Annotated in this window: 11 protein-coding genes; 4 read left to right on the top strand and 7 right to left on the bottom strand. The window is 71.2% G+C overall.

Features of this window, described 5'->3' with window-relative positions; all coding sequences use genetic code 11:
• Positions 1-3: 3 nt before the first annotated feature.
• Entirely contained in the window at positions 4-2562 is a 2559-nt protein-coding gene (gene pepN / locus IH26_RS0130350; RefSeq protein WP_030439680.1) for an aminopeptidase N, read from the bottom strand.
• 388 nt (positions 2563-2950) lie between these two features.
• On the opposite strand from pepN, the gene IH26_RS0130340 reads away from it, so the two are divergent.
• From IH26_RS0130340 to IH26_RS0130330, 3 genes are read left to right on the top strand one after another with little or no spacing between them, the layout of a single operon-like run.
• Complete coding sequence (locus IH26_RS0130340) at positions 2951-4150, top strand: DUF1015 family protein (protein WP_030439678.1); 1200 nt, start codon at positions 2951-2953, stop codon at positions 4148-4150.
• A 40-nt stretch (positions 4151-4190) separates the two neighbouring features.
• A complete protein-coding gene (locus IH26_RS0130335) occupies positions 4191-5105 on the top strand; it encodes an alpha/beta hydrolase (RefSeq protein WP_030439677.1) in 915 nt (304 codons plus the stop codon).
• A 12-nt stretch (positions 5106-5117) separates the two neighbouring features.
• On the top strand, positions 5118-5591 hold the full coding sequence (locus IH26_RS0130330) for a ribose-5-phosphate isomerase (protein WP_030439676.1): 474 nt from the start codon (positions 5118-5120) through the stop codon (positions 5589-5591).
• 144 nt (positions 5592-5735) lie between these two features.
• Here IH26_RS0130330 and IH26_RS63250 read toward each other — a convergent pair whose 3' ends face one another.
• Together IH26_RS63250 and IH26_RS0130320 are read right to left on the bottom strand one after the other, a co-directional pair.
• Positions 5736-6029: a hypothetical protein gene (locus IH26_RS63250; protein ID WP_245665671.1), complete on the bottom strand. Its 294-nt coding sequence runs from the start codon at positions 6027-6029 to the stop codon at positions 5736-5738.
• A gap of 451 nt (positions 6030-6480) precedes the next feature.
• Positions 6481-7707, bottom strand: a complete 1227-nt coding sequence (locus IH26_RS0130320; protein WP_051808744.1) for a GNAT family N-acetyltransferase — start codon at positions 7705-7707, stop codon at positions 6481-6483.
• Between the two features lie 95 nt (positions 7708-7802).
• Between IH26_RS0130320 and IH26_RS56270 the strand changes: the two genes are divergently transcribed.
• On the top strand, positions 7803-8543 hold the full coding sequence (locus IH26_RS56270) for a hypothetical protein (RefSeq protein WP_051808741.1): 741 nt from the start codon (positions 7803-7805) through the stop codon (positions 8541-8543).
• 282 nt (positions 8544-8825) lie between these two features.
• On the opposite strand, the gene IH26_RS0130310 is transcribed toward IH26_RS56270, so the two are convergent.
• From IH26_RS0130310 to IH26_RS0130295, 4 genes are read right to left on the bottom strand one after another with little or no spacing between them, the layout of a single operon-like run.
• Positions 8826-9701: a glucose 1-dehydrogenase gene (locus IH26_RS0130310; RefSeq protein ID WP_030439672.1), complete on the bottom strand. Its 876-nt coding sequence runs from the start codon at positions 9699-9701 to the stop codon at positions 8826-8828.
• Between the two features lie 28 nt (positions 9702-9729).
• A complete protein-coding gene (locus tag IH26_RS0130305; protein WP_030439671.1) occupies positions 9730-10101 on the bottom strand; it encodes an AtzH-like domain-containing protein in 372 nt (123 codons plus the stop codon).
• 52 nt (positions 10102-10153) lie between these two features.
• Positions 10154-11758 carry a SulP family inorganic anion transporter gene (locus IH26_RS0130300; protein ID WP_034216296.1) on the bottom strand — a complete coding sequence of 535 codons (1605 nt, stop codon included), beginning with the start codon at positions 11756-11758 and terminating at the stop codon, positions 10154-10156.
• Positions 11755-12363, bottom strand: coding sequence for a cysteine hydrolase family protein (locus IH26_RS0130295; RefSeq protein ID WP_281179802.1), 609 nt, complete (start codon positions 12361-12363; stop codon positions 11755-11757). Before IH26_RS0130295 ends, IH26_RS0130300 begins: the two co-directional genes overlap by 4 nt.
• Positions 12364-12409: the final 46 nt, after the last annotated feature.

Raw genomic sequence — 12409 nt, 5'->3', positions numbered from 1 at the left:
CGGTCAGACCGCGGCGGCGTCCCGCGCGCGCGCCTTCAGCGCCCGCACCACGCCGTCGCGCCCCTCGGCCACCAGCCGGCGCAGCGAGGCCGGCTGGCCGTCGCGGGCCAGCCACGCGTCGGTCAGCGCGATCGTGTTCTCGTTGATCTGGTAGGTCGGGTAGCCGAGCATCACGAACTCCTGGGCCGGCTCGCTGTCCGACCGGGCCCAGACGTCGCCGACCACCTCGAAGAACTTCGCCGCGTACGGCGCGGTCAGCTCGACCTGCTTGACGCTCTGGAAGCCGCTCAGCAGCGACCGGTTGAGCCAGTTCGGCACCCCGGCGTCGCCGGTCAGCTCGGCCCAGACCGACGCCTTGTTCTCCGCCGTCGGGATCAGCGCCCGGGCGATCGCCGCCTCCCGCTCGCCGCTCGCCGTACGGTCGCCCGCCAGCTCTTCCTCGATCTCCGCCAGGGTCGCGGCGCCCATCGAGGCCAGCGCCTGCAGCAGTTGCCAGCGCAGCTCGGTGTCCACCACCAGCCCGGCCGGCACGCTCGAGCCGGACAGCCAGCCGCGCAGTTCGGCCTGCTCCTCGGGGGTACGGGCGGCGGTGATGAAGGCCCGCGCCCAGGACAGCTGCCAGCCGCTGCCCGGCTCGGCCGCGGCCAGCGCGCCCCGGGACAGCTCGGCCAGTTTCGCCCAGCCCGTCGGCTGCCAGGCGGGGTCGGCGAACTGGGCGACCGCACTGCCCGCCTGCCGTACGGTCCAGGTGGTGAGGTTGATGTCCGTTTCGCCCTGGATGCCGGCGCAGACCAGCGTCACGTAGTCGCGGGCGGCCAGCTCGGCGTCGCGCAGCATGTCCCACGCCGCGTTCCAGACCAGCGCCCGGGACAGCGACGACTCGAAGCCCGCGATGTGGTTGACCACCGTGGCCATCGAGCGCTCGTCGAGGCGCAGCTTCGTGTACGACAGGTCGTCGTCGTTGAGCAGCAGCACGTCCGCGGCCGGCACCCCGACCAGGGCCGGGATCTCGGTGCGCTCGCCGGCGACGTCCAGCTCGAGCAGGTCACGGCGGACCAGCCGGTCGCCGCGCAGGTCGTAGAGGCCGACCCCGATGCGGTGCGTACGCAGGGTCGGATAGTCCGCCGGCGCCTCCTGCTGCACGACCACGCTCGCGTAGGTGCCGTCCGCGCCCAGCGTGACGATCGGGCGCAGCGTGTTGACCTGCGCCGTCTCCAGCCACTGAGCGGCGAACTTGCGCAACTCCCGGCCCGACGCCGACTCCAGCTCGGTGAGCAGGTCGTCGAAGGTCGCGTTGCCCCAGGCGTGCTTCCGGAAGTACGCCCGCAGACCGGTGAGGAACGAATCCTGCCCCACGTAGGCGACCAGTTGCTTGATCACGCCGGCGCCCTTGGCGTACGTGATGCCGTCGAAGTTGACCTCGACGGCCTCGAGGTCGGGCATCTCGCAGTACACCGGGTGCGTGGAGGACAGCTGGTCCTGGCGGTAGCCCCAGCTCTTGCGCACGGAGAGGAAGGTCGTCCAGGCGTCGGTGAACCGGGTGGCCCGCGAGTTGCACCAGTGGCTGGCCCACTCGGCGAACGACTCGTTCAGCCACAGGTCGTTCCACCAGCGCATGGTGACCAGGTCGCCGAACCACATGTGGGCGAGCTCGTGCAGGATCGTGTTCGCCCGCTGCTCGTACTCGAAGTCGGTGACCTGCGACCGGAAGATGTAGTGCGCCTCGGCGTGAGTCACACAGCCGAAGTTCTCCATCGCGCCGGCGTTGAAGTCGGGCACCCAGAGCTGGTCGTATTTCGGCAGCGGGTAGCGCACGCCGAACTGCTCGTGGAAGAAGTCGAAGCCCTGGGTGGTGACCAGGTGCAGGTCGTCCGCGTCCAGGTAGCGGGCCATCGAGGCGCGGCAGAAGTAGCCCATGTCGATGCCGTCGTGCTCGAAGCGCACCTCGTGGTACGGCCCCGCGCAGACCGCCGCGATGTACGTGCTCATCTTCGGCGACGTGCGGAAATGTACGGTCTTGGCGCCCGGGCCGGCCGGCTCGTCCCGCTCGGCCGGCATGTTCGAGACGACCTTCCAGTGCGTGGGCACGGTGACGTGCCAGGTGAACACGCTCTTCAGGTCGGGCTGGTCGAAGCAGGCGAAGACCCGCTGCGCGTCCGCCGTCTCGAACTGGCTGTAGAGGTAGATCTCCTTGTCCACCGGGTCGAGGCTGCGCTGCAGGCCCTGGCCGCTCGCCGAGTACGCGAAGTCGGCCGTCACGACCAGTTCGTTCTCGGCGGCCAGGCCGGTCAGCGTGAGCCCCTTCTCGGCGGAGAACCCGGCGAGCTCCAGGGGCGTCCCGTTCAGGGTGGCCGAGCGCACCGAGGACGCGGCGGTCTCGATGAACGTGTCGGCACCCGGCTCGGCGCAGCGGAACGTGACGACCGTGGTGGAGCGGAAGGTGCCGTCGCCCGGATTGCCATGCCCGTCGGTCAGGTCCAGCGAGACGTCGTATCCGGTCACCTCGAGCAGGCGGGCGCGATCGGCGGCCTCCACCTGGGTCAAGTTTCGAACTCCGGCCACAGCCACTCTCCTTAGGAGCGCACGAGCTATTCCCTGCCAGGGTATGCGGCGGGTGCGTGGCACACCTCACCCGAGGTACGGAAAGCGGTAATCGCACCACCGCGGCGGTCGGCGAGTCGTTGGATGGGGTAACGGATACCGACATGAACGAGCGGAGACGGACAGATGTCCGACAGGGAGACGATCGCCTCGTCGACGATCGCGGTGCAACGCGCCGATTGGGTGGGCCTCGCGCCCGAAATGGCCGCCATGGTGGCCCCGCCCGTGATCGTCTCGGCGACCCCGGTCGGCCGTCCGATCGATCCGTGGCGGAAAGCACAGTTAGCCAGGTCACGCGGGAACATGCCGGTGGCCCGGCACCGGCGTCCGGCCAGGTAGGTTGCGCCCCATGACGGTCGTGCATCCGATCAGCCGGGCCTGGCTCACCAAGGGCGCCACCGGCGCGCAGAACTACGACGAGTTCGCCGACGACGCCGAGATAACCGCCATCATCTCCGCCAACCCGCACAGCGCTCTCGCCGTCGAGATGCCGCACCTGGCGCCGGAGAGCGTGGGCAAGTCCTTCACCGACTCCCTGCCCGATGCGGTGGCCCGGCTCGGGCTGGAGCGCGCCGAGGGCAACTACGTCCCGGCCGAGCAGGTCGTGGTGCTCTACCGGATCACCGCGCCCGGCGAGCCCACCGCGTACGGCCTGTGGAGCATGGTCGACACCGACCAGATCTCCGCGAGCGCCGACGAGGCCGGGCTGGTCATCCGCAACGAGGAAGTCTTCATCGAGAAGGTGCGCGAGCGGGTCGCCCTGGCCGGTGCGCTGGGCACGCTGCTGTCGCCCGTACTCCTGCTGCAGACCGCCAAGGGTGACGAGCTGCACGCGGCCCTCGCCGCCGCCACCGAGTCGGCGGGCGAGCCCGCGGCGACCGATCTCGACCAGTCCGGCCGCACCCACGCGATCTGGCCGGTCGGCCCCGGCCCGCTGCAGGACGAGCTGACCGCGCTGGCCGGCGGCGGCGAGCTGGTGGTCGCCGACGGCAACCACCGCAGCCTGGCGGCGCAGACTGGCCGGCTGCCGCGCTTCCTGGCCGTGGTCACCACCCCCGGCTCGGTCGCGATCCAGCCGTACAACCGCCTGGTCGGCGAGCTGCCGCTGCCGGTCGAGGAGCTGCTGCGCCGGCTCGACGCCCGCGGCGCCACGGTCCAGGAGCTGCCCCGCCCGGCCGGCATCCCGGCCCAGGGCGGCACGGTGGAGATCTACCTGGGCGGCCGCACCTTCGCGCTCGGCCTGCCCACCGACCCGAACCTGCCGACCGTGGAAAACCTCGACCACGCGCTGGTCGAGCGGGTGCTGCTGGGCGACGTGCTGGGCCTCGACCCGGGCGACAAGCGGATCTCCTACATCGGCGGCGACTACCCGGCGGCCTGGCTGCGCGGCGAGGTCGACGCCGGGCACGCCGAGCTGGCGGTGCTGATCGCGCCGGTGACCGTCGACGACTTCGTGAAGGTCAACCTCGAGCGGCAGAAGCTGCCCCGCAAGAGCACCTGGTTCACCCCGAAGGCCCGCGGCGGCCTCGTCCTGTCCGAGCTCGACTGATGCTGGATCCCCATCCAACCACCCCACCCACCACCCTAAAATGGCATTAAATCCTCAAATCAAGGCGGCGGACCAGATCCGCCGCCGCCCGCCCGCCGAGGTGCTCGCCGCCGACCCGTACGAGCAGCTGAAGTTCGCCCGCCGCGCGATGGAGGAGGCGATCGACCAGGAGTGCGGCCCCGCGCTGCCGCTCCCGGTGGTGGTCGACGTCGACGCGAACGGCGTGCCCGGCCGGCTCTATGCGACCCGGCCCGACGCGCCGCTCTTCATCTACCTGCACGGCGGCGGCTGGTGTTACGGCAGCGTCGAGACGGTCGACCGGGTCTGCCGGCGGATCGCCGACCGCTCGGGTTGCGCCGTTCTTTCGGTGGACTATCGGCTCGCGCCGGAGCACGTCTTCCCGGCCGCCCTCGAGGACGTCGAGACGGTCATCTCTTATGCCCGTAAATCGGATATCGGCGTCGATGCGTCGCGCCTGGCCATCGGCGGCGACAGTGCCGGCGCCCAACTGGCCACAATTGCCGCCCGCCGACAGCGCGACGCCGGCACCCCACTGGACCACCAAATCCTGATTTATCCGGCGCTGGACCCCATGACGGCGTCCGCGTCTTACGACGAACTGGGCGAATACGGCCTGGACCGGAAGGCCATGAAGCTGGCCTGGGAGACGTACATCCCCGACCCGCGCCAGCGCCTCACCCCCGATGCCGCCATCTTCGCGACCCCCGACCTGTCCGGAATGCCGCCCACGCTGATCATCACCGCCGAGTACGACGCCCTCCGCGACGAGGGCGCCGACTACGCGGACGCGCTGCTGACCGCCGGCGTCCCGGTCGTGCACACCCGCTACATGGGGGTGAACCACGGCTTCGCCCGCAAGCTCGCGGTGATCGACGCCGCGCGCGCCGCGACCGATCAAGTAGCGTCCTCGCTGCGCGCCGCTCTGACCTTCTGAGAGACTGCGACCATGCGTGTCTACCTGGGTTCGGACCACGCCGGTTACGAACTGAAGATGCACCTCGTCAACCACCTGACCAAGCAGGGCCACGACGTCGTGGACGTGGGACCGCACGTCTACGACCCGGAGGACGACTACCCGGCCTTCTGCCTGCACACCGGCGCCAAGGTGGTCGCCGACGAGGGCTCCCTCGGCGTGGTCATCGGCGGCTCCGGCAACGGCGAGCAGATCGCCGCCAACAAGATCGAGGGCGTCCGGGCCGCCCTGGTCTGGCGCACCGAGATCGCCCAGCTGGCCCGCCAGCACAACGACGCCAACGTGATCAGCCTCGGCGCCCGCGAACACACCCTCGACGAGGCGACCTCTTTCGTCGACGCGTTCCTGGCGACCCCGTTCTCCGGAAACCCTCGCCACGCCCGCCGCATCGCCCAGGTATCCGACTACGAGCAGACGAGGAAGCTCCCCGACCTGCCGTCTTCCTGACGCTTGGTTGCGCTTCGATCTCTTTCTCAAGCGCCTTGACCGTACGGTTCGGACAAGTCCCCGGTGCAGCGGATCGGCCGGGTGGTGGGTCGCCCCCCTCACCCGGCTGCCGGGCTGTCCTGCATGGCAAAATCCCGCCGACCGTCAGCGGTTGCGGGGGAGGTCCTCGCGCGGGACCCAGTTGCGCCGGACGATCGTCAGGTTGCGGTCGGCGTCGGCCAGCTGCTCGTCCGTCGGGCGGGCCGCGTCTCGGGCGCGCAGGGCCGCGCCCACGCTGACCTGCGACGAGCCCGAGCCGACCAGCCCGCGCAGGCCGCGTTCCGTCTCGCGCTCCTCGGTCGCCGCGCCCGGCCCGCCGCCGTTGCCGCCGCCGCCGTTGCGCCGGGGCTGAGCCGGCCGGGGAGCCCGCTCCGCCGGCGTCTCGTCCAGGTCCGCGATCGGCTCGGTAACCGCGCTGTCCCGCGTGCTGGTGTCCGCGCTGTCCCGCGTGCCGGCGTCCGCGCCCTCCCGTGTGCGGGTGTCCGCGCTGTCCCGTGTGCGAGCGTCTGCGCTGTCCCGCTTGCGGGCGTCTGCGCCGTCCGCGCCGTCCCGTGCGCGAGCGTGGTGTCCGCGCTGTCCCGTGTGCGAGCGTCTGCGCTGTCCCGCTTGCGGGCGTCTGCGCCGTCCGCGCCGTCCCGTGCGCGAGCGTCCGCGCCGTCCCGCGTGCGGGTGTCCGCGCTGTCTCGGGGGGCTGGGCTGGCTTCGCCGGGTGGCGGGCTCGGGGGCGGGGGCGTCGGGTCATCGGGGGGCGGCACGGCGGGCGTGGACGCGGATGACGACGAGGGACGCAGGCGGCGGCGTCGGCGTTCGGGCTCGGCCATGTCGCCGACGGTACCGCCGCCTCGGGCACTCAGAACACCTCGATCGGATTTGGCAGGTGGTGCCAGCCGAACGCCGCGTACGGAATGTTGGCCGTCCTCGCCACCGCGCGGCCGGCCGCCAGCAGCCCGCCCAGCGGGGTGCCGCCCAGGTAGAGGGCGCCCAGGTCGGTGATGCTCAGGGACAGGTCGGCCGGCTCGTCGGTGCGGACGCAACCCGCCTTGTCCGGCCCGCCCGTGACCCACCAGCGGCCCGAATTCGCCGGCAGCAGCGGGTCGGTCACCTCGAGCACCACGTCCAGCGGGGTGAGGTACCGCCGGGCCTCCAGCGCACCGGGCAGGTCGACCACCCGGACCCAGAGGGCCTCCTCGTACCGGCGGCCCAGGCGCCGGGGCTCGTCGACGATCAGGGCCAGCGGCTCGTCGACCGCGCCGAAGTCGTACTGCAGGCTGCGGGCCAGGTCGATGCCGAAGAGGAAGCGCCACAGCGCCGCATACACCGCCGGGTCGTCGGCGGCGACGTGGGTGACCCGTACCTCCGCATCGGGCCCGTACTCGTCCCACTTGCCCTTGACCCGCCACAGCGCGTAGCCGGCCGGGCGGCCGTCGGGGCCGTCGCAGATCACGCCGTGCCGCCTGGTCGCGCCGTCGCGGTGGTCCTTGAGGTCGGCGAGGTGGTAATCCCACCACTTGCCGGGGCGGCTCGACCAGCCCACCCGGGACGCGCCGACCCGCTGGTAGATGGCGGCCAGGTCGTCGCGGACCGCTTTCGGGTCGACCAGCCGCAGCCGGAGCTCCGCGCCCGGCGCATCCGGGCGCACCCGCACCTCCCGGCTCATCGCCTGGATGCCCACCACCGAGGCGGACGGGCCGTAGCCGAACCGCGGGTAGATCGTCGTCTCGCTGGCCCAGAGCACCGCGATCGGCTCGCGCCCGGCCTCGGCCACCTCGCCGAGCTGGCGGTGCATCATCGCCCGCAGCAGGCCGCGCCGCCGGTGGGTGGGCGCCACGCCGACGCCGGTCACGTGGGCCGCCGGCACCACGCCGCCGGGCACGGTCAGGTCGCGGCTCAGCGCGTTGGTATGGCCTACGATCGACCCGGCCTCCTCGGCGACCAGCGACCGCTCGGGCTCCCAGGTCAGCAGGTCGAGCTGCCGGCTTTCCTCGTCGGCGTCGTGATGGAAGACATACGAGAGCAGGTCGGCGATCGCATCGTGGTCGTCGGCGGTGGCCTGGCGTAGACGCACGGATTCGTCCATGGAGTTCTGTGTAGCGGAGTCGGCGCGTCAGAGCGAACGATTTGTCGGCTCGCTACAGTCGTTGTGGGGGCGGCACGAGCTACCGAGGGGGAACGATGCCTGAGCAACCGCACCGGTATGAGCGGACGCTCGACATGCCACCGCAGGACCCGTGGGGAGACCACCCGACGACGCCGGGCCCGATGCACCCGCCGGCCGGCGCCGACGACCGCACGGCTGCGGCCGGTGGCGACGACCGTACGGCTGTGGCAGGTGGCTACGACGGTACGGCTGTGGCAGGTGGCTACGACGGTACGGCTGTGGCAGGTGGCTACGACGGTACGGCTGTGGCCGGTGGCTACGACGGTACGGCCGTGGCCGGTGGCGCGGCGCCTTCGCCGTTCACGCAGGGCCGCGCCCGGGTCAACCCGCAGGCCCCGCAGCGGCAGTATGCCGACCACGAGCCGACCGGTGTCGGCTGGCCCGGCGCCGCCGCGCCGCCGCCCCGCGGCATGAGCTGGAGCTGGCACGAGCTGCGTCGCGGCAGCGAGTGGACCACGGCGGCCGTGCTGTTCGCGTTCGTCTGCTGGGGCATCTGGGCGCTCTCCGGCGGCGGCTCGATGACCACCTCGATCATTCTGCTGGCGGTCACGCTGATCGTCGCGGTCGGCGTCTTCTGCCTGGCCCGGGTGGTCGGCTACTACGTGCTCGAGCGGGCCTTCCGCCGCCGGCGCCGCTCGGCCCGCGGGTCGCACCTGGTGACCGCCCTGTTCCTGGCCGGCGTCGGCGTCACCGACCTGCAGCAGACCGAGTGGGTCATGACCGCCTACCACTGGGTGTCCGGTCACATCAGCTGACCGGCCACCCAGGGTTGAGTGGGCGCCCCGGTCGTGTGGGCGCCCCGGTCGTGTGCGCGCCGTCGGTTGAGTGCGCAGCCCGGTTGAGTGGGCGCCCGGGTTGAGTGGGCGCCCCGGTCGTGTGCGCGCCCTCGGTTGAGTGCGCGCCCCGGGTCGAGTGGGACCCGGTGCGCGCTCCGGGTGGGTCGGCGCTGGACCGAGTTGGCGCCTGACGGGGTCGGCGTCCCACCGCCCAGACGGGTCGCCGTCCCGCGTGCGTCGGCGCCCCGCTGAGTGGGCGCGTCAGCTGACCGGCTTGCCGCCGGTGATGCCGAGTACTTCGCCGGTGGTGTAGGTGGCGTCGTCGCTCGCGAAATAGACGTAGGCGGGTGCCACCTCGGCCGGCTGGCCGGCGCGCCCGAGCGGGGTGTCGCCGCCGAACTTCTCGACCTTCTGGTCCGGCATGGTGGTCGGGATGAGCGGCGTCCAGATCGGCCCGGGCGCGACCGCGTTGACCCGGATGCCCTGCTCGGCGAGGTCCTCGGCGAGCGCCTTGGTGAACGCGACGATGCCGCCCTTGCTGGTGGCGTAGTCGAGCAGCTGGCTCGACGACAGGTAGGCCTGGATCGACGCGGTGTTGATGATCGAGGCGCCGGGCCGCATCCGGGGCACGGCGGCCCGGCAGAGCCAGAACATCGCGTACAGGTTCGTCTTCATCACCCGGTCGAACTGCTCGGTGGTGATCTCGGCGATCCCGCCGGGCTTCGCCATCTGGTACGCCGCGTTGTTGACCAGGATGTCCACCCCGCCCAGCTCCGCGACGGCCCGGTCGACGATCGCGGCGCAGTGTGCCTCGTCGCGGATGTCCCCGGGCACGGTCACCGCCTTGCGGCCCGCCTTCTCGACGTACGCGACGGTCTCCTGCGCATCCTTCTCCTCCTCGGGCAGGTACGACAGCAGCACGTCGGCACCCTCCCGGGCGTACGCGATGGCCACCGCCCGCCCGATGCCGGAGTCGCCGCCCGTGATGATCGCCTTCCGCCCGCTCAGCCGCCCCGTGCCGCGATAGCTCTCCTCGCCGTGGTCCGGCCGGTCGGGCATCGCGTCGGTCGAGCCGGGGTGTTCCTGGTCGCCGCCCTCGAGCTTGGGCTGGGGATATCTACTGCGTGGATCAATCATGTCTGGAGGATGCCCGGCACGCCCCGGTTCATGCGGCCGGCTCGGAGACATGCGCGTGCACGATGCGCCACCCCTCGGGCAGCCGCACCCACGTCTGCGACTGGCGGCCGAGAACGTCGGAGCCGGGATAACCGAAGAGGGTGGTCACGATCGCCGTGCTCACCCCGTACGCACGAATTGTGGTGTCCTTGAGACGACGGCCCGGCGGCAGGCCGCCCTGCGCGCCCCGCCACCTGGCCTGCTCCTCGATGCCGTCCTGCTGGTCGGCGATGCCGAAGCGGATCGCCCGGCCGGCGAAGAAGGCCAGGATGGCCTCGACATCGTTGGCCACCAGGGCCCGCTCGTAGGCCTCGAAGGCGGCCGTGACCTCGGCGATCACGTCGGGCCGATCGATCTCCACGTGCGCTCCTCCCGCAGCGGCCCGGCGCCGGGGCGCCGGGCCGTCGAAACGATCAGGACGAGGCCGGTACGGGCACGCCGCCCGCCGGCGCCTCGGTGAAGGTATTGCCGGAGACCTCCTCGGCGAGCAGCTTGAGCTCGTCCTCGTCCGGCGCTCGCGGGGCCGGCTTGGTGAGCGCGAAGAGCACGCAGATCGCGGCGAGGAAGAGGTAACCGAGGGTGACCTGGCCGTTCGCGTTGAACTCCACCTTCGGCGCGTGGATCAAGCCGACGAAGGTCAGCGCGCCGCCGGCGCCCGAGAAGATCGCCGCCTGCCAGAACCGCTTGTCGATGATGAAGGCGACGATCGCACCGAGCACCAGGCCGGCCAGGATAGCGCCCTCGCCGAGCGTCTTGAGCCCGTCGTAGACGACGCCCGCTCCGGCCAGCGCGGGAATGCCGACCTTCGCCGCGCTCGTCCCGGCGGCCGACAGCGCGTTGTCCATCATGCCGGTGACCCACTGGGCGATGTTCGGCACCAGGGCCGCCACCACCGCCGCGGCGTGCGCCCGGGGCGAGGCCTGGAACGCCTGCGCGCCGATCAGCAGGCCGATGTAGAGCAGGATCGGCACGATCGCCGGGGTCGGGAAGATCGTGCCGAGCAGGCCGAACATCCCGAAGAAGCAGAGCAGCGCGATGACCACGCCGGTCGCCATCGAGTAGCCGGTGCGGCCGCCGGCCGCCTTCCAGCCGGGGTGCCCGACGTAGACGGCGGGCGGGAACGGCGAGCCGAGGCAGGAGCCGATCACCGCGCCGGCCCCGTCGGCGAGCAGCACGCTGCGCAGGTTGTACTTGTCGCCGGCGGTCGCGGCGCTCTCCACGTTGGTCATCGCCTCGGTGAAGTTGTATACGCCGAGCGGGATGGCCGTGGCGAGCAGCGGCGCCATGTCCTTGAGTCCGTCGACCAGCAGATTAATCTTCAAGTGCGGAAAGGCGAACGCGATGTCCTTGGCGGCCGCGGTCACGTCCGGCACGCTCATGTACCCGCCGATCCAGCCGATCGCGGTACCCACCAGCAGCGCGGCCAGGCCGATCGGGATGTTGAACGGCAGCTTGATGTCGGTGAGCAGGCCGATCAGCAGCAGGCCGAAGACCGGCAGGGCGATCCACGCCGCCCGCCACATGTTGCCGGCCGGGTTCATCGAGATGAAGGTGATCGAGATGCCGGCCAGCGTGCCGAGCAGCGCGGCGCGCGGGGCATATTTCCGGATGTACGGGCCGACGAACGCGCCGATCAGCACGATCACGCCGATGATGAACGCCCAGGCGATGCCGGCCGTCCACGCCGCCACCGGGTTCTTGGTGGAGAGGTAGATCGGCAGCATGATCACGAAGATGACGATGAACATGTGCGGGACGCTCGGGCCGTACGGCATGGCGGTGACGTCGGCGCGGTTCTCCTTCGCCGCGAGCCGGCGGGCCAGGTACGTGTAGTAGATGTTGCCGGCGACCAGGGCGATGCCCAGCGCCGGGAGGATGACGCCGAAGACGTCCCCGGCCGGCATTTTGATCACGCCGAGGCAGAGGCCGGTGAGGGTGAGGACGTTGACCAGGACGTTGACGCCGAAGCCGAAGAAGGCGTTGGTGTCGCCGCGTACCCAATAAGGCAGTTTTGTCATTTCTGCTCCTGGAGGGCCGTTAATACCTCAGGGGACTGGGCGACCCAGCCGAAGATGCCGCCCTGCGCGGCGATCATCTGCAGGCCGACCCGCTGGAACTCGGGGAAGTAGGAGCCGACACAATCGGCCAGGACCAGGCACTCGTAGCCGCGGTCGTTCGCCTCGCGGACCGTGGTGTGGACGCAGACCTCGGTGGTCACGCCCGTTACGATGAGACTCTTGACACCCGATTTATCCAGTATTTCGGACAAGTCGGTCGCGTAGAAGGCGCCTTTGCCGGGTTTGTCGATGACTTCCTCGCCGGGCAGGGGCTGGAGCTCGTCGATGATGTCGTGGCCGTATTCGCCGCGGATCAGAATGCGGCCGAAGGCGCCGGGATCGCCGATGCGCATGCTGGGCGCGCCGCGGTTCAGCTTGGCGGGCGGGCAGTCTGACAAATCGGGCAGATGCCCTTCACGGGTGTGGATGATCGGCAGGCCGGCCGTCCGCCACGCCGCCATCAGGGCCGCCAGCGGCGCGATCGTCCGCCGCAGTTGGGACACGTCGTTGCCGAGGCTCTCGCCGAAGCCGCCCGGCAGCAGGAAGTCGCGCTGCATGTCGATCACGAGCAGCGCCGTGGAGTCCAGGTCGAAAGTGAACGGGCCCGGTTTC

It is taken from the genome of Actinoplanes subtropicus, from assembly GCF_000721705.1.
In the GTDB taxonomy this organism is placed as follows: Bacteria; Actinomycetota; Actinomycetes; order Mycobacteriales; family Micromonosporaceae; genus Actinoplanes; species Actinoplanes subtropicus.
This window is presented reverse-complemented; position numbering and strand designations above follow the sequence as displayed.